This is a genomic window from Novosphingobium sp. AAP1 (assembly GCF_001295765.1).
Classification (GTDB): domain Bacteria; phylum Pseudomonadota; class Alphaproteobacteria; order Sphingomonadales; family Sphingomonadaceae; genus Novosphingobium; species Novosphingobium capsulatum.
On sequence record NZ_LJHO01000015.1, the window covers coordinates 16989 to 40767 of the forward strand.

Here is a 23779-nt window from a genome sequence, read left to right on the forward strand (position 1 = left end):
GCAGCGCGCGGTGCAACATCAGGCCATGGCCTTGCGGCGCAGGCGCGCCTCGGCCTGGATATCGGCCAGAAGCGTGCGCATGCGCGCCAGCACGACACCGCCAAAAATGCAGGAAAAGCCCAGCGCGCCGATCAGCAGCGGCCACAGGAACGTGCCATCGATGGCCGATTTGCCCATCGTGATCGAGGCGGGCTGGTGCAGGCTGTTCCACCACACCACCGAACGGTTGATGATCGGGATGTTGATCGCGCCAACCATGCCGAAGATGGCGGTGACGCGGCTGGCCCCGCTGCCGGCGGCGGCATCACGCTGCGCCGCGCCAGCCAGCGCGATATAGCCGAAATAGAGGAACAGCAGAATGAGATAGCTGGTCAGGCGGCCATCCCACACCCACCAGGTGCCCCAGGTGGGCCGTGCCCAGATCGATCCGGTGATCAGGCACATGGCCGTGAATGCTGCGCCCGGCACCGCCGCCGCGCGCGCCGCGATGGCCGCCAACGGGTGGCGCCAGACCAGTTCCACCAGGCTCGACACCGCGATCGTGGTCCATCCGGCCATGCCCAGCCAGGCGCAGGGCACGTGGATGAAAAGGATGCGCACGGTCTGCCCCATCAGCCGGTCAGGCGGCACCATCAGCAGGCCCCAGGCCAGCGCGCCAAAGGCCAGGACCAGGCCAACCCCCAGCAACAGCGGCATAAGCCAGCGGGCAAGCCGCAGGAAACGGGCGGGATTGGCAAAACCGTGCATGTTTTTGAACTTGGGATCCTTCTCCACCGGGCATGGCCCGGCCCGCATGCTGTGCCATTGCGCCAGATCAAGGGCAAGCAAAACAGCGGCGCGAAGGCCTTGAACCTTGGGATGAAACGGGCGCGCCAATGCCGCGCCGGGACCCCCGCAGGGAATGTCTTGTCATGTCGGGAGAAATGGGGCGATCGAGGGGGTTCGAACCCCCGACCTCCGGTACCACAAACCGGCGCTCTAACCAACTGAGCTACGATCGCCACGGCGGCGCCCTGGGGCGTTGTTCCGCGTTCCGAGCGAAGCTGCAAATGCGTGCTCCGTTCGGGTGGCCGCCCTTGCAACAATCCTGCCGCCTTGAAAAGGGAAAACTTGCATCGGGGGATAACTTTTTCAGCGATCAGCCGCCTCGCCCCAGCTGCGCCCGGCGATCCGTGGCGGGGTGGTGCCGGCATCGATCAGCAGCTCTTCCTCCACGGCTTGCGAATCGATCGTGGCGACCAGCCGCACCCGCAACCAGCGATCGACCAGCACGATTTCCCCAGTCGCCAGCCCCTGACCCGCACCCAGCGCAGAGGCCAGATCGCGATAGCCGCCGGGTGGCGCCTGGGCGATGATCTGCTCGGCCCGCGCCACGCTCAGCGCATCGGGCGCGAACATTGCCAGAAGGCGCCCCTGCCCCGGCACCAGGCTGCCCAGCGCGATGGGTGAGCTGCCCACCTCGGGCAAGGCACAGAGCCAGGGGGCAAGCCGCGCATAGAGCGGGCCAGTCATGCCGCGCACCGCGCGCAGTTCACCCACCGCCACGAGCGGTCGCCCGGCCGTGCGATAGGGCGTGGCCAAGCGCGCATAGTCGGCATCTTCTGCACCATCGGGCAAGGACAGCGCGTCGCTATCGATCCAATCGGCCATGGCCGCAGCCAATGGCGCGGCCTGGCTGCTGCCGATACCGAGCGAGGCCATCAGCGCGCGCAGTTCGAGCAGGCCCGCCGGGCGCACGCGCAGCGTGCCATCGGGCGCCGCATCAACCAGGGCGTTGACGTTGAAGCAGTTGCCACCCGGCGCCAGTTGCCAGGCAATCTGCCCGCGCGGCACGGCCCAACCGCCACGCTCCGCCCGGTGAAGCGCGCCGCCGGGCTGGGCAAGCCTGGCGAGCAACCGCACTTCCCCTTCGGCCAGGGCGCGGCGGGCGGCTGCCTGCGCCTGCGCATTGCCCGCCAGCCGCGTGGCCAGACCCAGCCGATCGAGCATCAGGCCGGCCAGCACGGCCATGATCGCCACCAGCAGCAGCACACCGAGCAGCGCCGCGCCGCGTTCGTGCGGCGGGGGTTGTGCCACGCTCACGGCTGCCCCAACGGCGAGACGAGGCGCAGGGGGCCCGCCAAGCCCGGAGGCGCGATGACCAGTTCGGCGGCCACGGGGAAATCGGGCCTTGTCCATTGGCCCTGATGCCATTGCCCCGCCGCGTCGCGCAGCCGCAGGCGCGGCGGCGTGGTCAGCGGCAGCACGGCCAGATCGATATCTGCAGCAGCGCCCGCTAGTTGGGGATAGCTACGCCGCACCAGCGCCTGGCCGGTCCAGCGGTATTCCAGGCGTTCCAGCGGCGGCCGTGGCAATCCGTCGGGGTTGGTCCAGCCATCGCGCACCAGGGCCAGGACCACGCCATCGCCCCCGGTGGTCAGGCCAAGGCGCGGCTCGGCCTGGCTCAGATCGGCCTGCCACAGCGCAACCATGCGGCGCATTTGCCCAGCCGCAGCATCGTGATGGCGCAGCGTGCGTTCGCTGCTTGCCGTGCCGCGCAGCAAGGCCAGCGCCGCCGTGGCGATCAGGGCGAAGACCGCCAGGGCAACCAGCATCTCGACCAGACTGAAGCCCCGCTCGCCGGGCGGCAGAACGGTCATGGCGCAGCGCGCACGGCCCGCGCCACGGCCACCTCTTGCGGAGCATCGAGCGCGCGCACCGAGATTTGCGCCACCAGCACCGCGCCATCGCGGCGCACCACCCGCTGCCAGGCCAGGCGCCGACCGCCGTTGACGACGATGCCGCCAGCCATGCCGGGCACGCCACCGCCCGGGTCTGTACGCCATTGCGTCGCCTGGTTGCCCGCCTCCACCTCACGCAGGAAGCGCCGGTCGAGCGTGGCACTGCCAGCCAGGCTTGCCACCTCCAGCCGCAGCAGCGCCAGCGCAGCGATCGCGAATACCGCCAGCGCGACCATGACCTCGAGCAGGGAAAAGCCGGCCTCGCTGGGCGGCACGGCCTGGGCATGTGGCGCCGTCATCACGGCCTCGCTCCGCCAACCGCCACGACGCCATCGCGGGCAACATGCACCTTGGCCGTGCCAGTGCCGGCCGAAAGCGTCATGGAAAGCGGCGCATTGGCCATGCCCATCGTATCGAACACCAGATGCCGCGCACTGCCCTGTCCCGCCGATGGTGCCAGGGCGACCCCGGCCGGCCAGGCCTGGCGGCGCAAGCGGCGATCAGCCGGATCGACCCAGGCGCCATCGCGGCGCTGGGCAAAGGCATAGCCGGTCGCATCGAGCGTGACCGCCACCGGCCGGCCCGCGATCACCGCCATGTCGCGCGCGGCGGCCAGCCGCACGGCCAGGCGCTGTGCGGCTATCGCGGGCGTGGCCGTAGTGGACGGCAGATTGAGAATCACGGCCGTGGCGGCCAACCCGGCGATTGCCAGGGCCACCATCAGTTCCACCAGAGAAAAGCCTGCCTCCGCCGCAGGCAGCAGCGCCCGGTTCATGCGGTGGAATTGCGCCCAGGGCGCGGCCCAGGCAAGCAGGGCCGGCGCCGCTTTGGAGCCAAGCCAATCCGCTTTCGAGGCACCCCGGCCTGGATGCCGGGAGCGTCAGGCAGCCAAGGTCAGCCCTCAGCCTCTTCCCGCTGCCCGCGAATCAGTGGCAACGCGGCATGGAGCGCATCGAGTGTGGCGGCATCGAACAGCTCGGAAAAGCGCGTCTCATGCCGCTCGATCCGGGCCAGGGCATCGGCGACTACCGCCGCGCCGGTTTCCGTGACGCGCAGCGCATGGCTGCGCCCATCGGCGCGTTCGCGATCGATCAGGTCACGATCCATCAGCCGTGAGATGATCGGCACCATGTTGGCGCGCTTGATCCCCAGCACCTGCCCCACTTCGGTTTGCGAGCAGCCGGGGTTTTCGCCGATCACCAGCAGCGCGGTCACTTCGGCCGGGCGCATTTCAAGATCGGCAAGCTCGCGTGCCAGATCAGCCATCATCACGGCCGAGGCACGGCGCAACTGATAACCGAGCAGGCGATCGAGCGAGGTGGCCGGCAAACCGGAGGCAGAGGGCGTTGGTTGCATGGTGTTACCTTATGGCTCCCCCCGGCCATGGCAAGCACCCTTGGCGGTGAATTTCACCAGCCGCAGACGCGGCGGGCGCGGCAGATACGAAAAAGGGCGGCCGAAGCCGCCCCTGGTTCGCGCTCGCGCGGGCAAGGCACGTGGCCCTGCCCGATCGCGGTCGCTCACTTCTTGAGAGTGAGACCACCGAAGCGCTTGTTGAACTGGGCCACGCGGCCACCCTGGTCCAGCAGACGCTGGTTGCCACCGGTCCAGGCCGGGTGCGAGGTGGGGTCGATGTCGAGAGCCAGCGTGTCGCCTTCCTTGCCCCAGGTAGAGCGGGTTTCGAACACGGTGCCGTCGGTCATCTGCACCTTGATGAAGTGGTAGTCGGGGTGGATGTTGGCCTTCATGGGACTGCTCCGATGTGCCGCCGGTTCCGACCGGCGGCTGGGAAACGAGAGATGTAAACTCGAAAGCGGCGCCCCTAATCGAAAGGGCGCCGCTTGTCGAGTCATGTACCGTAAGCGCTGACTGACTCAGCTATCGGCGATCATTGCGGTAAAGCTGCACTCGGTGGCGATCTTGTCACCCAGCATGGCCTTGCCGGCAAACTTGCACACACGCGAACGCATCTGCGTGAATTCCACGTGCAGGTCGAGCAGGCAACCCGGCTCTACCGGCGTGCGGAACTTCGCGTTTTCGATCGCCATGAAATAGACAAGTTTGCCAGAGCCGGCCAGGCCGAGCGTTTCCACCGCGAGGACGCCGGCCGCCTGGGCCAGCGCCTCGATCTGGAGCACGCCCGGCATGATCGGCCGGCCGGGGAAATGACCCTGGAAGAACTGCTCGTTCATGGTCACGGCCTTGATCGCGTGGATGCGTTCACCCACCACGAGCGAGGCCACGCGATCGACCAGCAGCAAGGGATAGCGATGCGGCAGCGCCGCCATCACCTTGGTCACGTCGAACGAGAGCGGCGCGGCCGTTTCGGCCTGGACTTCCTGCGTCATTGGATCCCCGTATGCCTTGCCTTAGCGGCCTTCCGGCGCCTTGGCGCCCGAAGCGGCGGGCGCGGCGCCCTGCTGGGCCTGCTGCTGCGCCATCGCTTCACGCTGGGCGCGCGGCATCCAGCCAGCCGGCGGCACGAGCTGCGCGGTGGGGATCAGGGCGTTGAGTTCGGTCAGGATGTCCTGGCTGATGTTCGAGGCCGGATCGCCCTTCACCACGGCCTGCACATCAAGCACGATGGTGGCGCGGCGCTTGGCCATCGCGCGCTGGGTGGCTTCGTCCAGCTTGTCGGAGATCTGCTCGATCACATACTGTTCAGCCAGGTTCAGCGGAGCGAGGATCTGCTGGATCTCGCGCTTGCCGTCTTCCTGGATCTGCTGGATCTGGCCCACTTCGGCTTCGAGCGCAGCGCGATCGGCCTTGGGGTTCTTCTGATCAGCCTGGAACTTGTCGGCCAGCGGCTTGAGCTGGGCGTTGATCTGGTCGCTGCGGGTCTTGGCCTGGTCGATCTGGGCCTTGTAGGTGACCGGGCGCTGCTGCATCGCGGTCTGATAGGCCGACGACGAACCGACGATCGCCTGCGGGTTGGCATAGGCGATGCCGTTGGCAACCGGAGCGGTCGACGCGGCGGCGGGGGCTGCGGCCATAGCTGCGGGGGCAGCCGAGATCATCAGGCCCGCGATCAGGGCCGAGGCAATGCGGAGTTTCATCAGAACTGGGTTCCCACGTTGAAAGTGATGGGCTGGGTGTCGTCGCCGTCGACCTTCTTCAAGACCTTGGCGAAGTCGATGCGGAACGGGCCGAAGGGCGAGTTCCAGTTAACGCCGATGCCGATCGAAATGCGCGGCTGCGGCGAGTTGCCAACGAAGACTTCGTCGTACTTCTGGTATGTGCTGTTGGCCGTGCCGTCAGAGGCATTGGCGGCCGTGGTGATCTTGCCGGTAAGCGCATCGGTATAGAGCACCACGCCCGTGCTGGTGGCCGGGCGACGCACGCCCCACACCGCACCGGCGTCCATGAAGATCGACGGACGCAGGCCCATTTCGCGGGCACCGGCACCAAGCGGAATTTCAAGCTCGGCATGGCCGATGTAGTAGTAACGGCCGCCCAGGGCGTCGTCCGCCCACGAATTGCGGTCGGTGGTGATCGCGCCGAACGTACCATCGGAATTGCGCGAGTAGTACTTGCGCAGCACGCGCGGGCCCACGCCGCGAATGTCGAAGCCGCGCATCTGCGGCTGACCCAGGAAGAAGCGGTCGGTCAGGCGCACGTCGTCCACGGTGGGATCCGACGAACGGCTGGCCAGCGGCTCGATCGCGCCGCCTTCGCCGCGCAGGCTGAACACGAAGCCCTTGCCCACCGGCCAGTAATGCGCGGCATTGGCGGTGATGCGGGCATACTTGACCGAACCGCCGAGCCCGGCAACGTCGCCGCTGAGCAGCCACGAGGTGCCCTTGGTGGGACGCAGGCGGTTGTCGAGCGTATCGTAGACCACCGAGGTGCCGAAGATCGAGCTGGTGCGGTGGCCAATGGCATCGCACAGGTAACGACCGGCCAGCAGCGGGCTGCAGGTGCCGTTGAGGTAATAGGTGGCCTCGTCCAGCGTCACGTCATCGATGTTGAACGTGTAGCGGCCGATCAGCGACATGTATTCGGTCAGCGGCACGCCGGCGCGAATCTGAAAGCCGGTCGTGGTCTGCTTGTACGTCGTGTTGCGGTTGGAATTGAGGTAGTTGAAGCTGTTGTAATCGCGGCGATAGACGTCAACGCCCATCGAGATGTTGCGATCGAACAGATAGGGCTCGGTAAAGCTCAGCTGGACGCTGCGCGAATAGTAGGAATAATCGACCGAGAGGCCCAGCGTCTGCCCGCGACCACGGAAGTTGTTCTGGCGGATCGAGGCCTGGAAGATGAAGCTTTCCAGGCTGGAAAAACCGGCCGAGAGCTGCAGTTCGCCGGTGGGCTTTTCTTCCACGTTGGCTTCGAGCGCGATGCGATCGGGCGTGGTGCCCGGCTTCTGCTCAACCTCGAACTTTTCCTGGAAATAGCCGAGCGACTTGATGCGGTTGGACGAACGCTTGATCTGGTAGGAATTGAACGCGTCACCTTCCGCGAGGCGGAATTCACGACGGATCACCTTGTCCTGGGTCAGCGTGTTGCCGTTGACATCGACGCGCTCGACATAGACGCGCGGCGCATCCGCGATGCGGAACGTGATGCCCATGGTGAGGTCATCCTTGTTCCGCGCGAAATCGGGCTGCACGTTGGCAAAGGCATAGCCCAGGCTGCCGGCCGTCTCGCTCAGACTGTCGACGGTGTCTTCGACCAGCTTGGCGTTGTACCAGTCACCCGCCTTCATCGGCAGCTTCTTGACCAGGCTGTCGCCGTCGATCTCGCGCAGCTGGCTGTCCACCTTCACGTCGCCGAACTTGTAGCGCTTCCCTTCCTCCACCACGTAGGTGATGATGAAGTCCTTCTTGTCCGGCGTCAGTTCGGCCACGGCCGAAACCACGCGGAAATCGGCATAGCCCTTGGTCAGGTAGAACTGGCGCAGCTTCTGCTGGTCGAACGCGAGGCGATCGGGATCGTAGCTGGTGCCCGACGAGAACAGGCGGAACGCGCGGGCCTGCTTGGTCACCATCTCGGTGCGCAGTTCGGTATCGGAAAACTGCTGGTTGCCGATGATGTTGATCTGGCGAACCTTGGACTTGGGCCCTTCGGTGATCTCGAACACGATATCGACGCGGTTCTGGTCGAGCATGACCATCTTGGGCTCGACCGAGGCGGCGAATCGGCCCTGCCGCTTGTACAGCTCGATGATGCGCGACACGTCGGCGCGCACCTTGGACCGCGTGAAGATCTGACGCGCCGAGAGCTTGATCTCGGGCAGGATCTTGTCTTCCTTGAGGCGCTTGTTGCCTTCCAGGATGATGCGGTTGACGACCGGGTTTTCCTTGACCTGGATGGTCACCGCGCCCGCGTTGTTGCGCACCTGCACGTCGGCAAACAGTTCAGTGGCGAACAGGTCCTTGAGCACCTGGTCGGCCGCGGCCTGGGTATAGCGATCGCCTTCGCGCAGGCGGATGTAGGAGCGAATCGTATCGGGCTCGAGGCGCTGGGCGCCGTCGATGGTGATCGAACGCACCAGTTGCACCGGCTCGGCCGGCGCAGCCACGGCGGGCGCGGCCGGAGCGTTGGCCGGGGCAGTGGCAGATGCCGGAGCAGACGCGGCCTTTGCCTTGGGCGCGCTCTGCGCCAGGGCCGGATTGCCCAGCGTGGTCGAGGCAAGCAGCGCCACCGCGAGAGTCGAAACCCGCGCCGTTGCCGGGTTCGATGCCCGCGCTGCGGCGGGGGCGGTCAGGCTCGCGTACCGTTCATTCATCACCAAGCGCCATCCCGTCTGAATTCGTAATGTTCCGCCACGATGGCGGTTGCCGGATTTTCGGCACCGCAGCCCTGTGCCCGATGCCGCTGTGCCAATCAAGCAAGCATGGTGCAAGGCACCGCATTCACCCCGCATATTGTGGAAAATAATGCGCCTTCGGCCTGCCGAGCCCCCTGCCCGGCCGCTGGCCGATCATCCTGCGCCCATGCGGCGCCAACCAAACCGGTCAGCCGCCGAAAACCTTTGCTCCAAACAGGCCATGCGCACCGAACAGGTCGAGCGAGGCAACATCGTTGACCGTGACGATCAGCATCAGGGCCACCACCAGCGCCAGGCCGGTGCGAAACGCCCATTCCTGGCCGCGCGCACTGACCGGCCGGCGGCGCACCGCCTCTGCCAGGTAGAAGGCCAGATGCCCCCCGTCGAGCACGGGAATTGGCAAGAGATTGATGAATCCCAGATTAATCGAAATCAGCGCGACGAAGAACACGAACGGCTGCCAGCCCGAGACCAGCTGCTCGCCAGAGAACTTGGCGATCTTGATCGGGCCGCCCAGTTCCTTCACCTCGCGCCGGCCGGTTGCGATCTGCACGATGCCGGTGACCATGGTATCGACAATGCCGCGCATCTGTCGTGCGCCATCGGCCACTGCCGCCAGAGGGCCGACACGGACCAGTTCGACACTGGCCGGGCCCACCCCGATGAAGCCGATTTTCTGAACGTTGCCAAAGCGATCGGAATCCGCGCGGGTGCCGGCAACCACGGGCAGCGTCTGGCGCTTGCCACCGCGCTCCACCACCAGGTCAAGCGGCTCGCCAGGGTGCTGCGCCACGGTCATCTTGACGTCGAGGAAAGTATCGACCGCGCTTCCGCGCATCGCCACGACGCGATCGCCCACCCGCACGCCAGCCTTTTCCGCCACCGAGCCGGGCTGCACCACGCCGATCACGGGCGGCACGACCAGCTTGCCATAGGCCATGGTAAAGCCCGACAGGATCACCAGCGCAACCAGCAGGTTGGTAACCGGGCCCGCCAGCACGATCAGCGCGCGCTGCCACAGCGCCTTGGCCTGGAACGTGCGGTTGCGCTCTGCCGCCGGCAATGCCAGCCATTCCGACGTCGGCTTGCTCGTCGGGCTCATGTCTCCGGCGAACTGGACATAACCACCCAGCGGCAGCAGCGAGAGCTTCCAGCGCGTGCCGCGCTTGTCGGTCCAGCCGATCAGTTCACGGCCAAACCCGATCGAAAAGACATCGGCCTTTACCCCGCACCAGCGACCAACCAGATAGTGACCCAGTTCGTGAAGGAAGACGAGTGGCCCCAGCACGAGCACGAAGCCCAGAAAACTGATCAATAGGCCGGGGGTCTGCATCAACGAACGGGCTCCATATGCGCATGTGTGCGCAAGCGGGCTTCGTGGTCAACCGCAATCACATCTGCCAGGCAGGCAGGCGGCGGCGGCAGGCCACGATCCAGCACAGCCTGTACACATGCCACGATTTGCGTGAACCCGATCTTACCAGCCAGGAACGCAGCCACCGCGATTTCATTCGCGGCATTAAGCACGGCCGGCGCAGCGCCGCCGGCCATCACCGCCTCGCGCGCCAGGCGCGTGGCGGGAAAGCGCGATTCGTCGGGCTGACGAAACGTGAGTTCGCCGATCTCGGCAAGATCGAGCGGCGCACAGGGCGTGTCCATCCGCGCCGGCCAGGCCAGGCACGAGGCGATCGGCACGCGCATATCTGAAGGACCAAGCTGCGCCAGGGTAGAGCCATCGCGATATTCGACCATCGAATGCACGATCGATTGCGGATGGACCAGGATGCGCAGCCGCTCCACCCCCACGGGGAACAGGTGAAACGCCTCGATGAACTCGAGCCCCTTGTTCATCATTGTGGCCGAATCGACGCTGATCTTGGCGCCCATAGACCAATTGGGATGCTTCACCGCCTGGGCGGGTGTCGCATGGGGCAGGCGATCGGCCGCCCAATCGCGGAACGGGCCACCACTGGCAGTCAGCGTGATCATCCGCACGTGCTCGGGCGCATTGCCCGCAAGGCACTGGAAGATCGCGTTGTGTTCAGAATCGACCGGCAGCAACGTGGCGCCGCTGCGCGCCACGGCCGCGGTCATCACCTCGCCCGCGGAAACCAGCGCTTCCTTGTTGGCCAAGGCCACGGTGCGGCCACATTCGATCGCCGCCATGGTAGGCGCCAGGCCGGCACAGCCGACGATGGCGGCCACGGTGATATCGGCGCCGCGCGCGGCCGCCTCGACCAACGCGTCAGGGCCAGCGGCCACCGCGATATCGGTGCCGGCAAGCGCCGCACGCAGTTCTGCCAGGCGGGCAGGATCACCGACCACGGCCAGGCGCGCGGAAAATTCGCGGGCGAGCGCGGCCAGTTCGGCCACCTGGGCGTGGGCGGTAAGCGCCTCGACGCGGAAGGCAGCGGGATTGCGGCGCACCAGATCGAGCGTCGACGTGCCGATCGAACCGGTGGCGCCCAGGATGGTGATGGAACGTTGCGCGGTCATGCCGGTGCCCCCAGCGCCCAGGCCGTGCCAACGATGATGGCCACCGGCAACAGCCCGTCAACGCGATCGAAAACGCCGCCGTGCCCCGGGATGAGGCGCGAGGAATCCTTGACCCCCGCCCGCCGCTTGAGCCACGATTCGTAGAAATCGCCCGCCTGCGCCGCCACGGCCAACACGGCGCCGGCCAGGGCTGCCACCCCCAGGTTCGCGATATGCAACGCCTCTGCCAGGCTCGGCCCGGTGGGGCCAAGGCCGCTGATCAGCCAGGCGCCACCCAGGGTGAACAGCCCGGTCCACAACCCGGCGGCGGCCATGCCACCGGCCAGGCCCGACCAGGTTTTCGACGGGCTGATGCGCGGCGCGATCTTGGGGCCGCCCAGGGCGCGGCCGGTGAAGTAGGCGCCCGTATCGGTGCAGATTACCAGGCCGATGACCGCCACCAGCAAGGGCGTGGGCATCACGATCAGCGCCAGGGCGCCCCAGCCGATATAGACCGCGCCGGTAATGACCCCGGCGACCATGCGCGCCGGATCGGGCGCGATGCGTGCCACCAGGCGAACATATTCGCCAAATACGACCAGGCCGACAGCCGCGATGAAGGCATCGAGCGCCACCCCGCCGCGCCACACGGCCAGGCCAGCCACGCCCAGCATGACCACGGCCGACGCCAGGCGCACGGGCAGGTCGGAACGCTTGGCCGGTTGCGGTTGTGCGGCCACGGCGGGATCAACGTCCGCCAAAGCGCCGCTCCCGCTCGGCAAACTGATCAAGCGCGGCGCGCAAGTGATCGGGGGTGAAATCGGGCCACAACACCGGGGTAAACACCATTTCGGCATAGGCGGCCTGCCACAGCAGGAAATTCGACAGCCGCACCTCGCCCGAAGTGCGGATCAGCAGGTCGAGCGGCGGCAGGTCTGCCGTATCAAGCTCGGCCGCGATGGTTTCGGGCGTGATCTCGCCCTTGGCAGCGGCGCGGGCGGCGGCGCGGGCAATTTCCTGCTGCGAGCCATAGTTGAGCGCGATTGCCAGCGTGAGCCGGGTATTGCCGGCGGTGCGCGCCACGGCATCATCGATCAGTTGCACCAGATCGGGCGCCAGCGCGCGATATTCGCCGATGATCTTGAGCCGCACGCCATTGCGGTCGATCTCGTCGATATCGCTGCGGATGAACGCGCGCAGCAGGCCCATGAGATCGGAAATCTCGTCGGCCGGGCGCTTCCAGTTCTCTGAGCTGAAGGCATAGAGCGTCAGCGCCTCGAGCCCCAGGTCGCCCGCGGCGCGCACGGCCGCGCGCACGGCTTCCACGCCGCGCTTGTGGCCAAACGCACGGGGCATGAACCGCTTCTTGGCCCAGCGCCCGTTGCCATCCATGATGATGGCAACGTGGCGGGCCAAGGGGGCGCCATCGCCCCCGTCGCGAACCTGCGGCACGGGAACCGGCGCGGCGCTCACTTGCCCAGGATTTCCTTTTCCTTATGGGCGGCAGCGTCGTCCACGGCCTTGATCGTCTCGTCGGTCAGCTTCTGGACTTCGGTTTCCAGGCGCTTGCGCTCGTCTTCCGAGATTTCCTTCTTGGCCTCGTCAGCCTTCAAGGCTTCCATGCCATCGCGGCGCACGTTGCGCACGGCAATGCGGGCGCCTTCGGCATACTTGCTGGCCAGCTTGGCCAGTTCCTTGCGGCGTTCCTCGGTCAGGTCCGGGATCGGCAGGCGCAGGTTGTTGCCGTCGTTGATGGGGTTAAGGCCAAGGCCGGCAGACCGGATCGCCTTTTCCACCGGGCCGACGTTGGACTTGTCCCACACCTGCACCGAAAGCAGGCGCGGTTCGGGTGCAGACACGGTGGCCAGCTGGTTCAAGGGCATGTGGCTGCCATAGACTTCGACCGTGATCGGATCGAGCAGCGCGGTGTTGGCACGGCCAGTGCGCAGGCCGGCGAGATCGCCCTTGAGCGATTCGACAGCGCCCTTCATGCGGCGCTCAAGATCGCCTTTGTCATACTTTGCCATGGATCAGGCTTCCTTCCGAACGATGGTCTGCGTGCCCTCTCCGGCCAGCACGCGGGCAAGATTGCCCTGCTCGCGGATCGAGAACACGACGATGGGAATATTGTTGTCGCGGCACAGCGCCACGGCCGAGGCGTCCATCACCTGCAGGTTGTGCGCCAGCACGGTGTCATAGTCGATGGTGTCAAAGCGCTTGGCCGCCGCATCCTTCTTGGGATCGGCATTATAGACGCCATCGACGCTGGTGCCCTTGAACAGCGCATCACACTGCATTTCGGCCGCACGCAGCGCTGCGCCGGAATCGGTGGTGAAATAGGGCGCGCCCACGCCGGCGGCAAAGATCACCACGCGGCCCTTGGCGAGATGGCGTTCGGCGCGGCGGCGGATGACGGGTTCGCACACCTGGTCCATCTGCACGGCCGATTGCACGCGGGTATCGACGCCCAGCTTTTCGAGGGCGGATTGCATCGCCAGTGCATTCATCACCGTGGCCAGCATGCCCATGTAATCGGCCTGGGCGCGGTCCATGCCCTTGGCCGCCCCGGCCATCCCGCGAAAGATGTTGCCGCCGCCAATGACCAGGCAGATTTCGAGGCCGGTTTCCTTGGCAGCCTTCACTTCGGCGGCCAGCGCGGCGACGAAATCGGTATCGATGCCGAACTGCTGGTTGCCCATGAGCACTTCGCCAGAAAGCTTGAGCAGGATGCGCTTGAACTTTGCAGGGGTGGTCATGGGGCGTCCGGGTCTCGCAAAAAAGGATCGGGATGAAGGCGGGTTGGCACGCAACCGGCGGCCCCTCCACCCCTGGTTCGCGCCCTTATACGCAGCGCACGGGCCGTGCCAAGGGCGCCGCTGCGCTTTTCGCAAACGCAAACGTCCCCGCTGCAACAGGAACCCGGCGCATTGCCGCATGGGCAAGGCCAGGCCCCGGTTGCGCGGGGACGCGAAAAGCGATGCTTACTTGATGCCGGCAGCGGCCGCCACTTCGGCGGCGAAGTCGGTCTCTTCCTTTTCGATGCCTTCGCCCAGCTGGAAGCGGACGTAGTCAACGAGGGCGATCTTGGTGCCAGCAGCCTTGCCAGCCGCTTCGACGACCTGGGCGATCGGCGTCTTGTTGTCCATCACGAACAGCTGCGACAGGAGGGCGTTTTCCTTGGCATACTTGGCCACGGCGCCATCGACCATCTTGGCCTGCACTTCTGCGGGCTTGCCGCTTTCGGCTGCCTTTTCAGCCGCGATCTTGCGTTCGCGGGCGATCAGCTCGGCGTCGAGGTCTTCGGCATTGAGCGCCAGCGGGAAAGCAGCGGCGATGTGCATCGCAATCTGCTTGCCGAGCGGCTCGAGCACGTCGGCGCCAGCTTCGGATTCGAGCGCGACGAGCACGCCGATCTTGCCGAGGTTGCTGGCAGCGGCGTTGTGCATGTAGGGCACGACGATGCCGTTCGACACTGCGACGTGCTTGATGCGGCGCAGCTGCTGGTTTTCACCGATGGTGGCGACGTTGTTGGTCAGCTTGTCAGCCACGGTGCCGCCATCCGGATAGGCAGCCGCCTTGAGCGCTTCCACGTCGGCCGCGCCGGTTTCCAGCGCCACTTCGGTCGACTTGCGCACGAAGTCCTGGAACTGGTCGTTCTTGGCGACGAAGTCGGTTTCCGAGTTCACTTCGACGGCGACGCCCTTGGTGCCCGAAACGGCCACGCCCACGAGGCCTTCGGCGGCGGTGCGGCTCGACTTCTTGGCGGCGGCGGCAAGGCCCTTGGCGCGCAGCGCGTCAACCGCGGCTTCGAAATCGCCGGCAGCTTCGTCGAGCGCCTTCTTGCAGTCCATCATGCCGGCGCCAGTGCGCTCGCGCAGGTTCTTCACGTCAGCGGCGGTGTAAGCCATCGCGTTTGTCCTTTGTCTGAAACGGTGCGGCCGCGGCTGCACGCGCCGCGGCCCTACTTCATGAAACGGGACAATTCGGTGACGGCGCCGATCGCGGCGCCGCCCCCGTCATGTCAGCCTGCAATCAGCCTTCGACGGCTTCTTCGGCAACCGGCTCGTCCAGCGCGCCCAGGTCCACGCCCGAAGCATAGGCAGCGTCACGGCCGCCCTTGGTGGCAGCGGCGGCCACGGCTTCGCAATAGAGGCGGATGGCGCGGCTGGCGTCGTCGTTCGCCGGGATGGGGAACGCGATGCCTTCGGGCGAAACGTTGGAGTCAAGGATCGCCACGACTGGGATACCCAGCACGTTGGCTTCCTTGATCGCCAGTTCTTCCTTGTTGGCGTCGATCACGAACATCACGTCGGGGATGCCGCCCATGTCGCGGATACCGCCGAGCGACAGTTCGAACTTGTCGCGCTCGCGGGTGAGCTGGAGCACTTCCTTCTTGGTGAGACCGGTGGTGTCACCCGAGAGCTGTTCTTCCAGCGCCTTGAAGCGCTTGATCGAGCCCGAGATGGTCTTCCAGTTGGTGAGCATGCCGCCCAGCCAACGATGGTTGACATAGTGCTGACCTGAAGCGCGGGCGGCCTGGGCGATCGGTTCCTGCGCCTGGCGCTTGGTGCCGACGAACAGCACCTTGCCGCCGGCCTGCACGGTGGCCGAGATGAACTCGAGCGCGCGCGACATCAGCGGAACGGTCTGCGACAGGTCGAGGATGTGGATGCCGTTGCGGGCGCCGAAGATGTACGGCTTCATCCGCGGGTTCCAGCGGTGGGTCTGGTGGCCGAAGTGGGCACCGGCCTCGATCAGTTGCTGCATGGTGACGACGGGAGCCGCCATAATCATTTCCTTCCGGTTTCACCTCTGGAGCGCTGGAACCGCGCGGAGAACCCGCAACTGGCACCGGTATGTGCGCGCGCCATGTGGACTGGCCCTGCTGTCATGATGGCGGCGGACATGCCGCGAATCACCGCTGGGCTGCGGCGCCCATAGCGCGCGTAAACCGGCAATGCCACCGGAAATGCCCTTAGCAGTGATTCGCGGGGATAACCTGCCCGACGCAGGCAAAACACGTCCTGGCGCGGCTGTTCCACGCCCGAATCACCGCGCCGCGAACACTGTTTCATCGATTTTCGACATAAGCACAAACACTTAGCACGAGCGCAGATGTGCTTGAAATTCCAGTTGACGCACCGGAACAAAAGTGGAACATTTGGAACATCGACGGGCCAAACAGGAACCGTTCAGGAACGATCGAGTTATCCACAACACAAGCGCTTGCTGTCAAGCCTTGGGCACAGGACGCCCTGCTTGGCACCTGCCCTCTTGTCTTCGGAAAGGCATCGCCATGCTCGCCATTCTCGCTTCGCTCGTCATTGCCGGCGCCGGCGTTGCAGCCCTGGTTGCCGTTGCGGCCACCTGGCACGGCCAGCTTGGCGCCATTCGTCAGTTGCTGGCCGATGCCCGCGCGCTGGAACAAGCCGATGCGCTGGACCTCGATCGCGCTTTCCTGGCGCGGCTGATCGACAGCCCGCTGGCCACCGCCGCGCCGGCGACCCCGGCGCTGCCGCCGCTGGTGCGCAGCACGGTGCGCCGCCCCTCGCCGCGCCCGGCCGCTGGCGTGGTTACGAAAGCGACACGGCGCGCTGCCGCTTGAGCCGGGCATAGCGCACCACACCCACTGGAATCAGCGCAAGATAGAGCGCACAAATTCCCACCAGCGTCAGCCAGGGTTCCGTCAGCAGCGCCGCAAAGACCAGCCCGGTCAGTGCGATCAGTTCCAGGCGGATGGTCTTGCGCGGACGGAACGATGACCAGCCCGGCGTCGCCATGTTGGAAATCATCATGAACGCCATAAGCGCCGCCCAGATCGCCACGAAGATCGGCTGACGAAACTCGTCGCGGCCACTGGCTACCCACAGATAGAGCGGCAGGAACGACAGTCCCGCACCGGCCGGGGCAGGAACGCCTGTCAGGAAGCCGGCGGACTTGTGCGGCTGCTCTTCCATGTCGATGCGGGCGTTGAAGCGGGCGAGGCGCAGGGCGCAGCATACCGCAAGCGCCAGCGCCGCAAACCAGCCAAAGCGCGGCATCTGCTGCAACGACCACAAATAGAGAATCAGCGCCGGAGCCACCCCGAACGAAATGGCATCGGACAGGCTGTCGAGCTCTGCGCCAAAGCGCGACTGCGCCTTCATCAGCCGCGCCACACGGCCATCGATGCCATCGAGCATGCCGGCGAGAATGACCGCCAGCACCGCGCCGCGGAAATCACCACCAATGGCAAAGCGAATACCGGTCAGCCCGCAGCATAACGCAGCAGAGGTAATGGCATTGGGCACCAGCGCGCGCAGGGTAAGCCCGCGCGGCAGCCGGTGGCGGCCAAAGTCTTCACCCGAAAATGCCTCTTCGTCCTCTGCCGGCAAGGTCACTGGCTGATGCCCTCGATCAGCGGTGCATCGCCGATTTCGGCCAGGATGGTTTCGCCGGCCACCACGCGCTGGCCGATCAGCACCTTGGGCTCCGTGCCGACGGGCAGATAGACATCAACGCGGCTGCCAAAGCGAATGAGGCCAACCCGCTGGCCAACGGCGACGATGTCCCCGCTCTTGACGAACGGCACGATGCGCCGCGCAACCAAGCCAGCGATCTGCGTAAAGCCGATCTTCACGCCGTCGCTGCGTTCCACCAGAAAATGCTGGCGCTCGTTTTCCTCGCTCGCCTTGTCGAGATCGGCATTGAGGAACTTGCCCGGAATATAGACCACGCGGCGGATCGTGCCGCCGATCGGGGTGCGATTCACGTGCACGTCGAACACCGACATGAAGATCGACACGCGGGTAACCGGCGTCGGGTCCATGGCGGCAAGGCCGCTGCCATCGTCGGCCGAAAGCTCGCGCGGCGGGGCCACCTTCTGGATCAGCGTGATCAGGCCGTCGGCCGGCGCCACGACAAAGCGATCGTCACGCGGGGTCACGCGCACCGGATCGCGGAAGAACGCGAGCACGCCAAGGGTCAGGAACACGAACGGCCAGGCCACGATGCTGCCGCCGAAAATGGCCGCGATCAGCGCGATGCCACCGGCAATGGCGCCGAACTTGCGTCCTTCGGGATGGATGGAGGGCCAGGACCAACCGGCATTGCCGCGTCCGCGATTGTCAAAAATGTCACCAGGCATGCCGCCGGTCTAGGCGCTGGCGCGCCGCGCGGCAAGCGTATGGCGCACACCAGTGCCACCAACCGCTGTCAGGGATCGACCAGCGCCGTACCGACTACATGCAAAGCCTTGTTGTATAAGGAATCTGCACAACAGGGTGGCATCGTCCGGGGCGGCAAATTGGGCTTTTGTGGTGGGGCAACCGCAAAAGGAACCACGCCATGATCCCCCTTCACACCCCGTTCTGGCCCTGCTGGCTGATCAGCTTGGCAGCGACCTGCACCATCACGATTGCCCGGCTGGGGCTGCGCCTTTCGCCCGCCGGCCGGCATGGGCTGGTATGGCGCGAATGCCTCGCCCTGCCGGTATTTCCCACGGTGGCAGCCTGCTATGCCGGCCTGCACCAATGGCCACCAGCCGCAGCAGCGCTGCTGGCGATGGCGCTTGCCCTGCCCGGCTATCCCCGACTGGCACGGGCCATGGCGCGCTACATCTTGCGGAAATAGGCCACGACGCGGCCCAGCACGTGCAGTTCCCCGTCATAAGCAGTGATCGGGGAAATGGCAGGATTGTCGGCCATCAGCAGCCAGCCGCCATCCTTGCTGGGCCGCAGCCGCTTGACGCAACCCAGCCCGCAATAGCTGACCGCCCAGACCTGATCGGCCAGGCGCGGCACGGCCTGGCTGGTATCGATCAGCAGCAGATCGTTATCGAGGATGGTGGGGATCATGCTGTCCCCGGAACCGCGCGCAATGATCAGACTTTCCGCCGGGGCACGGGTATAGAGATCGAGCCATTCGCGCGGAAACATGCGCTGCACATCGGCGATAGGCTGGTCGATATAGGCGGCGCCCAGGCCGATCGCCAGATCGACCTCGCGCACGGCAACCAGGCCCATGGCTCCGGCAACTACCGAAACCGACGGCGCAAGGCGACCATCGTTGGCGGGGTCATCGGTTTCACCGGTGAGATATTCCACGCTCGTTTCGAGAGCGCGGGCTATGGCGTGGATATGGCGCGACCCTTGCGCCCCCTTGCGGATGAGGTGGTTCACGCTCGGCTGTGAAATGCCGACGCGGCGCGCCAGTTCCGCCTGCGACAGGCCCAACGCGCTGATTCGCGCGGCAATGCGATCACCCAGTGTCATGGATAGCGGTTTATAGATTAAACTATAAATCGGCAATTCATTTATCTATTGCCTAGACGATAGATTGGTGCATTATAGATTTATCGATACAGACGGAGATCCACCATGCCATCCCCCACCACGGGGCAGCCGCGCACCGGGCGCCTGCATTGCCCCCATTGCCACCAACCGGGTCAACGGCGATCGAGCCGGCCGGTTACCGACACCCACCGCGAGATCTATTACCAGTGCACCAATGTGGTTTGCGGCCATACCTGGAAAGCCAGCGAGACTTACGACTATGGCCTGGTGCCCAGCGCGACGCCAAACCCGCAGGTGACGCTGCCGCAACGACCGGGGCGGCCGTGAGGCTGGGATTTTTTGTGGGGAGCAGCCCTGGCGAGCGGGCTGGAATACTGGTGGTGGACAGGGCTAGATTCGAACTAGCGTACGCTTGCGCGGGCAGATTTACAGTCTGCTGCCTTTAACCACTCGGCCACCTGTCCACACCAGATTTGCCGGTGCGAGGAGCGCCTTTTTCAAGGCTTTCCTGCATTTGAATGGGCCGTTTCGCTGCAAGCGATCCGGTCCGTCCGGCCGAGTGAGAGGCCCTTTGGCGAACCATCGCTTGCCTGTCAATGGGGGGGCTGGCTAAGGGCGATGCAGTTTTCGATTTTTATGCACAGGTGTTCGCAATGCCCCGCCACGATGATGACCAAGACAAGCGCCACGACAGTGGCAAGAAGAGCCGCTCATTGCGCGGCCGGGCCGGACGCAACCAGGGTGGGCGCGGATCGGGCCGTGGCAGCACCGGCACGGTGCGGCTGTGGGGCCGCCATGCCGTGGAAGCAGCGCTGACCAACCCCAACCGCACCGCCAAGAAGCTGTGGGGCACGCGCGAGGCGATCCAGGAAATGCTGGACGACCATGACGCCGAACTGCCGCGCGATCTGCCGGTGGAATATGCCCAGGCGGTGGATCTGGGGCGCCTGGTGGCGCGCGACGCGCCGCACCAGGGCCTGGTGCTGGAATGCCTGCCGCTGGACGACGTGGCGCTGGACGATGTGCTGGACGAGGCCGAGGGCCGCACGCTGGTCCTGCTCGACCAGGTGACCGACCCGCACAACGTGGGCGCCATCCTGCGCAGCTGTGCCGCGTTCGACGTGGCCGCGCTGATCACCCAGGATCGCCATGCCCCGCCCGAATCGGGCACGCTGGCCAAATCGGCATCGGGCGCGCTGGAATCGGTGCCGTGGGTGCGGGTGGTCAACCTGGCGCGCGCGCTCGAATCGATTTCCGAGGCCGGCTATTGGCGAATCGGCCTGGACGGCGAAGGCGAAGCGGAATTCCCCCATGCCCTGCCCGCCGGCCCGGTGGCCCTGGTGCTGGGCGCGGAGGGCGAAGGCATGCGGCACAACGTGATGCAGCATTGCGATGCCATTGCCCGCCTGCCGATCAGCGGTGCGATCGAAAGCCTCAATGTCTCCAATGCGGCCGCCATTGCCCTCTATGCCGCCGCCACACGCCCGAGCGTGGAGGACTGAACCGCCGTTGTGCGGAACACGGGAATTTCTTTTTCCACATGAAAAAGAGGCCGCGTCGGCATGCGACGCGGCCTCTTTTTTTGCCTTGCGGCGCGATGGGGTCAGTTCACCGCGTCCTTAAGGCCCTTGCCGGCCTTGAACTTGGGCTGGGCCGAAGCCTTGATCGCCATCGGTTCGCCGGTGCGGGGGTTGCGGCCGGTCGACGCCTTGCGCTTGGCAACCGAGAACGTGCCGAAGCCGACCAGGCGCACTTCCTCGCCCTTGGCCAGCGCGCCGGAAATCGATTCGAACACGGCTTCGACAGCCTTGATGGCATCGCCCTTGGACAGGCCGCTGACATCGGCGACGGCGCTGATCAGATCGTTCTTGTTCATGTGCGGAAACCCCCTACCAATCTACTGGACAGCAAATGTTGGAAAATCGTGATTTCGGGTGCGGCGGAAAAGAGCCGAGAAAAAAAGCGCTGTCAAAGGCAAAAGCACGCAAAACCCGCAATTTATCCCCGATAGTGGCCGACCTTGCGGGCAAGCAAAAGCCGCGCGCAACGATGTTGCGCGCGGCTCCCGTCAAACTACGGTAGAAACTGCGCTCAGTGCGCGGTGCGTGCCGCTGCCGGGCTGCCGCCCAGGGGGGCCGCCGCCGGCTGCGTGGCAAGGTCGTCGGCTTCGGTCCATTCGATCGCTTCCACCGGGGCAACCAGCGCCCGCGCCAGAACCTCGTCGACATGCGACACCGGCACGATCTCCAGCCCTTCGCGGATATTGGCGGGGATTTCCGCCAGATCCTTGCGGTTTTCCTCGGGGATCAGCACGGTCTTGATGCCACCGCGCAGCGCGGCGAGCAGCTTTTCCTTCAATCCGCCGATCGCCAGCACACGGCCGCGTAGCGTCACTTCCCCAGTCATCGCCACATCGGCACGCACCGGAACACCGGTCAGCGTCGAGACCATCGCGGTGACCATGCCGATGCCCGCGCTCGGCCCGTCCTTGGGCACGGCGCCTTCGGGCAGGTGGATGTGCAGATCCTTGCGCTGGAAGATCGACGGCTTGATGCCATAGGCCGGGCTGCGCGCCTTGACGAAGCTGAACGCCATCTGGACGCTTTCGCTCATCACTTCGCCCAGCTTGCCCGTGGTGCGCACCGCGCCCTTGCCCGGCACCGTCACGCTTTCGATCGTCAGCAATTCGCCGCCCACTTCGGTCCAGGCGAGGCCCGTTACCGCGCCAACCTGGTTTTCCTCGTCCGACACGCCATGGCGGAATTTGCGCACGCCGGCGAACTCGGCCAGGTTTTCGGGCGTGATGGTCACGCTCTTTTCCTTGCCTTCCAGAATCTTGCGCAACGATTTGCGCGCGAGCCGGGCCACTTCGCGCTCCAGCGTGCGCACGCCAGCTTCACGGGTGTAATAGCGGATCAGATCGCGCAGCGCGTCCTGCGTCAGCGTGAACTCGCCCTTGCGCAGGCCGTGTGCTTCCACCTGCTTGCTCACCAGGTGGCGCTCGGCGATTTCGACCTTCTCATCCTCGGTATAACCTTCGAGGCGGATGATCTCCATGCGATCGAGCAGCGGCTGCGGCAGGTTGAGGCTGTTGGCCGTGCACACGAACATCACGTCGGACAGGTCGATGTCCAGTTCCAGGTAGTGATCCTGGAACTTGGCGTTCTGTTCGGGGTCGAGCACTTCGAGCAGGGCCGAAGCGGGATCGCCCCGGAAATCCTGGCCCAGCTTGTCGATCTCGTCGAGCAGGAACAGCGGGTTGGAGGCACCAGCCTTGCGCAGGTTGGTGACGATCTTGCCCGGTAGCGAGCCGATGTAGGTGCGGCGGTGGCCACGGATTTCGGCCTCGTCGCGCACGCCGCCCAGCGACTGGCGGATGAACTGCCGGCCGGTGGCCTTGGCGATCGACTTGCCCAGCGAGGTCTTGCCCACGCCCGGCGGGCCAACGAGGCACAGGATCGGTCCCTTGAGCTTGTTGGTGCGCGCCTGCACGGCCAGGTATTCGACGATGCGATCCTTGACCTTGTCCAGCGCGTAGTGATCGGCATCGAGCACCGCCTGGGCGCCCGGAATATCCTTCTTGAGCTTGGAGCGCTTGCCCCACGGCAAGCCCAGCAGCACATCGAGGTAGTTGCGGATCACGGTGGCTTCCGCGCTCATCGGCTGCATGGTCTTGAGCTTTTTCAGCTCGGCATTGGCCTTGGCGCGGGCTTCCTTCGACAGCTTGAGGCTGTCGATCTTGTCCTGCAGTTCCTGGATCTCGTTGGCTTCCTCGCCGTCGCCGCCACCCAGTTCCGACTGGATCGCCTTGAGCTGCTCGTTGAGGTAGTATTCCCGCTGGGTCTTTTCCATCTGGCGCTTGACGCGGCCACGGATTTTGCGCTCGACCTGGAGCACGCCCAGTTCGCCTTCCATGAAGGAAAGCACCATTTCCAGGCGCTTGAGCGCATCGCTTTCCGAAAGCACGGCCTGCTTGTCGGCCACCTTGGCCGCCAGGTTGGCAGCCACGGCATCGGCCAGCTTGCCGGCGTCTTCGATATCGCCCAGCTGCTGCCCGGCATCCTGCGGCAGCTTCTTGGAAAGCTTGGCATATTCGGCGAACTGATCGACCACCGAGCGCATCATCGCCGACACTTCGGTGCCCGAGACACTGCCCGGCTCGATCGGCTCGACCTCGGCCATCAGCATGTCGCCGTGGCTGGAGCTTTCCGCGTTGAGCGTCTTGAGCTCGGCACGCTGGTTGCCTTCGACGAGGACACGCACGGTGCCGTCGGGCAGCTTGAGCAGCTGGAGTACCGTGGCGATCACGCCGGTTTCATAGAGATCATCGCGATCGGGATCGTCGCAGCCGGGGTCGAGCTGGGCCAGCAGGAAGATGTCCTTGGACCCGGCCATGGCCGTTTCCAGGGCGGCAACCGACTTTTCGCGGCCGACAAATAGCGGCACGACCATACCGGGGAACACCACGATATCGCGCAAGGGCAGCAGGGGATACAAAGTCATAAGTGCAAATGTCCGTCCCACCTGCCGCACATGAACCC

The 23779-nt window shown here is 65.6% G+C and carries 27 protein-coding genes and 2 tRNA genes; 4 read left to right on the forward strand and 25 right to left on the reverse strand.

Annotated features, from left to right (window positions below; translation table 11 throughout):
• Window positions 1-18 precede the first annotated feature (18 nt).
• The 19 genes from ccmC to rpsB all read right to left on the reverse strand — a co-directional run bounded on the left by ccmC (window position 19) and on the right by rpsB (window position 15753).
• The gene (gene ccmC / locus IP65_RS18085; RefSeq protein WP_028658416.1) at window positions 19-747 is read right to left on the reverse strand and encodes a heme ABC transporter permease CcmC; all 729 of its coding nucleotides are present in this window, start codon (window positions 745-747) and stop codon (window positions 19-21) included.
• A gap of 177 nt (window positions 748-924) precedes the next feature.
• Window positions 925-1001, reverse strand: a tRNA-His gene (locus tag IP65_RS18090).
• Window positions 1002-1131: 130 nt separating this feature from the next.
• Window positions 1132-2076 carry a type II secretion system minor pseudopilin GspK gene (gspK, locus tag IP65_RS18095; protein WP_171794994.1) on the reverse strand — a complete coding sequence of 315 codons (945 nt, stop codon included), beginning with the start codon at window positions 2074-2076 and terminating at the stop codon, window positions 1132-1134.
• Window positions 2077-2078: 2 nt separating this feature from the next.
• Entirely contained in the window at window positions 2079-2639 is a 561-nt protein-coding gene (locus tag IP65_RS18100; RefSeq protein ID WP_054132572.1) for a type II secretion system protein GspJ, read from the reverse strand.
• Window positions 2636-3019 (reverse strand): type II secretion system minor pseudopilin GspI, encoded by a 384-nt coding sequence (gspI, locus tag IP65_RS18105; protein ID WP_054132573.1) that lies wholly within the window; start codon window positions 3017-3019, stop codon window positions 2636-2638. The genes IP65_RS18100 and gspI overlap by 4 nt, the downstream gene beginning before the upstream one ends.
• Window positions 3019-3495 (reverse strand): GspH/FimT family pseudopilin, encoded by a 477-nt coding sequence (locus IP65_RS18110; RefSeq protein WP_054132574.1) that lies wholly within the window; start codon window positions 3493-3495, stop codon window positions 3019-3021. Before IP65_RS18110 ends, gspI begins: the two co-directional genes overlap by 1 nt.
• 119 nt (window positions 3496-3614) lie before the next feature.
• Window positions 3615-4076, reverse strand: a complete 462-nt coding sequence (locus tag IP65_RS18115; protein WP_082350246.1) for a MarR family winged helix-turn-helix transcriptional regulator — start codon at window positions 4074-4076, stop codon at window positions 3615-3617.
• Between the two features lie 164 nt (window positions 4077-4240).
• The gene (gene rpmE, locus IP65_RS18120; RefSeq protein ID WP_022677314.1) at window positions 4241-4468 is read right to left on the reverse strand and encodes a 50S ribosomal protein L31; all 228 of its coding nucleotides are present in this window, start codon (window positions 4466-4468) and stop codon (window positions 4241-4243) included.
• Window positions 4469-4594: 126 nt separating this feature from the next.
• The gene (gene fabZ / locus IP65_RS18125; protein ID WP_022677315.1) at window positions 4595-5068 is read right to left on the reverse strand and encodes a 3-hydroxyacyl-ACP dehydratase FabZ; all 474 of its coding nucleotides are present in this window, start codon (window positions 5066-5068) and stop codon (window positions 4595-4597) included.
• Window positions 5069-5089: 21 nt separating this feature from the next.
• On the reverse strand, window positions 5090-5776 hold the full coding sequence (locus IP65_RS18130) for an OmpH family outer membrane protein (protein ID WP_022677316.1): 687 nt from the start codon (window positions 5774-5776) through the stop codon (window positions 5090-5092).
• On the reverse strand, window positions 5776-8448 hold the full coding sequence (gene bamA, locus IP65_RS18135) for an outer membrane protein assembly factor BamA (protein ID WP_054132576.1): 2673 nt from the start codon (window positions 8446-8448) through the stop codon (window positions 5776-5778). The genes IP65_RS18130 and bamA overlap by 1 nt, the downstream gene beginning before the upstream one ends.
• Window positions 8449-8677: 229 nt before the next feature.
• Window positions 8678-9826 (reverse strand): RIP metalloprotease RseP, encoded by a 1149-nt coding sequence (gene rseP, locus IP65_RS18140; protein ID WP_171793861.1) that lies wholly within the window; start codon window positions 9824-9826, stop codon window positions 8678-8680.
• Window positions 9823-10986 carry a 1-deoxy-D-xylulose-5-phosphate reductoisomerase gene (locus IP65_RS18145; RefSeq protein ID WP_022677319.1) on the reverse strand — a complete coding sequence of 388 codons (1164 nt, stop codon included), beginning with the start codon at window positions 10984-10986 and terminating at the stop codon, window positions 9823-9825. The genes rseP and IP65_RS18145 overlap by 4 nt, the downstream gene beginning before the upstream one ends.
• On the reverse strand, window positions 10983-11726 hold the full coding sequence (locus IP65_RS18150) for a phosphatidate cytidylyltransferase (protein ID WP_054132577.1): 744 nt from the start codon (window positions 11724-11726) through the stop codon (window positions 10983-10985). The genes IP65_RS18145 and IP65_RS18150 overlap by 4 nt, the downstream gene beginning before the upstream one ends.
• Window positions 11713-12357, reverse strand: a complete 645-nt coding sequence (gene uppS / locus IP65_RS18155; protein WP_051146413.1) for a polyprenyl diphosphate synthase — start codon at window positions 12355-12357, stop codon at window positions 11713-11715. The genes IP65_RS18150 and uppS overlap by 14 nt, the downstream gene beginning before the upstream one ends.
• Before the next feature lie 77 nt (window positions 12358-12434).
• Window positions 12435-12992 carry a ribosome recycling factor gene (frr, locus tag IP65_RS18160; protein ID WP_022677322.1) on the reverse strand — a complete coding sequence of 186 codons (558 nt, stop codon included), beginning with the start codon at window positions 12990-12992 and terminating at the stop codon, window positions 12435-12437.
• 3 nt (window positions 12993-12995) lie between these two features.
• Window positions 12996-13721, reverse strand: coding sequence for a UMP kinase (gene pyrH / locus IP65_RS18165; protein WP_022677323.1), 726 nt, complete (start codon window positions 13719-13721; stop codon window positions 12996-12998).
• 225 nt (window positions 13722-13946) lie between these two features.
• Window positions 13947-14873, reverse strand: a complete 927-nt coding sequence (gene tsf / locus IP65_RS18170) for a translation elongation factor Ts (RefSeq protein WP_022677324.1) — start codon at window positions 14871-14873, stop codon at window positions 13947-13949.
• 124 nt (window positions 14874-14997) lie between these two features.
• On the reverse strand, window positions 14998-15753 hold the full coding sequence (gene rpsB / locus IP65_RS18175; RefSeq protein ID WP_022677325.1) for a 30S ribosomal protein S2: 756 nt from the start codon (window positions 15751-15753) through the stop codon (window positions 14998-15000).
• A gap of 508 nt (window positions 15754-16261) precedes the next feature.
• Here rpsB and IP65_RS18180 point away from each other — a divergent pair.
• Complete coding sequence (locus tag IP65_RS18180; protein WP_022677326.1) at window positions 16262-16570, forward strand: hypothetical protein; 309 nt, start codon at window positions 16262-16264, stop codon at window positions 16568-16570.
• Here IP65_RS18180 and IP65_RS18185 read toward each other — a convergent pair.
• Entirely contained in the window at window positions 16539-17339 is an 801-nt protein-coding gene (locus IP65_RS18185) for a phosphatidylcholine/phosphatidylserine synthase (RefSeq protein WP_082350248.1), read from the reverse strand. The genes IP65_RS18180 and IP65_RS18185 overlap by 32 nt on opposite strands.
• Before the next feature lie 2 nt (window positions 17340-17341).
• Window positions 17342-18091 carry a phosphatidylserine decarboxylase gene (locus tag IP65_RS18190; protein WP_022677327.1) on the reverse strand — a complete coding sequence of 250 codons (750 nt, stop codon included), beginning with the start codon at window positions 18089-18091 and terminating at the stop codon, window positions 17342-17344.
• Window positions 18092-18291: 200 nt separating this feature from the next.
• Between IP65_RS18190 and IP65_RS18195 the strand changes: the two genes are divergently transcribed.
• Window positions 18292-18576, forward strand: a complete 285-nt coding sequence (locus tag IP65_RS18195) for a hypothetical protein (protein WP_054132579.1) — start codon at window positions 18292-18294, stop codon at window positions 18574-18576.
• Here the strand turns inward: IP65_RS18195 and IP65_RS18200 are convergent.
• On the reverse strand, window positions 18558-19217 hold the full coding sequence (locus IP65_RS18200) for a S24 family peptidase (protein WP_054132580.1): 660 nt from the start codon (window positions 19215-19217) through the stop codon (window positions 18558-18560). The genes IP65_RS18195 and IP65_RS18200 overlap by 19 nt on opposite strands.
• 105 nt (window positions 19218-19322) lie before the next feature.
• Between IP65_RS18200 and IP65_RS21020 the strand changes: the two genes are divergently transcribed.
• Complete coding sequence (locus IP65_RS21020; RefSeq protein WP_082209206.1) at window positions 19323-19565, forward strand: ogr/Delta-like zinc finger family protein; 243 nt, start codon at window positions 19323-19325, stop codon at window positions 19563-19565.
• 51 nt (window positions 19566-19616) lie between these two features.
• On the opposite strand, the gene IP65_RS18205 is transcribed toward IP65_RS21020, so the two are convergent.
• Window positions 19617-19702, reverse strand: a tRNA-Tyr gene (locus IP65_RS18205).
• Between the two features lie 189 nt (window positions 19703-19891).
• Here IP65_RS18205 and rlmB point away from each other — a divergent pair.
• Complete coding sequence (gene rlmB / locus IP65_RS18210; RefSeq protein ID WP_054132586.1) at window positions 19892-20740, forward strand: 23S rRNA (guanosine(2251)-2'-O)-methyltransferase RlmB; 849 nt, start codon at window positions 19892-19894, stop codon at window positions 20738-20740.
• A 101-nt stretch (window positions 20741-20841) separates the two neighbouring features.
• On the opposite strand, the gene IP65_RS18215 is transcribed toward rlmB, so the two are convergent.
• Together IP65_RS18215 and lon are read right to left on the reverse strand one after the other, a co-directional pair.
• Window positions 20842-21114, reverse strand: coding sequence for an HU family DNA-binding protein (locus tag IP65_RS18215; protein ID WP_022677331.1), 273 nt, complete (start codon window positions 21112-21114; stop codon window positions 20842-20844).
• 215 nt (window positions 21115-21329) lie between these two features.
• Window positions 21330-23741, reverse strand: coding sequence for an endopeptidase La (gene lon, locus IP65_RS18220; protein ID WP_028658138.1), 2412 nt, complete (start codon window positions 23739-23741; stop codon window positions 21330-21332).
• Window positions 23742-23779 lie beyond the last annotated feature (38 nt).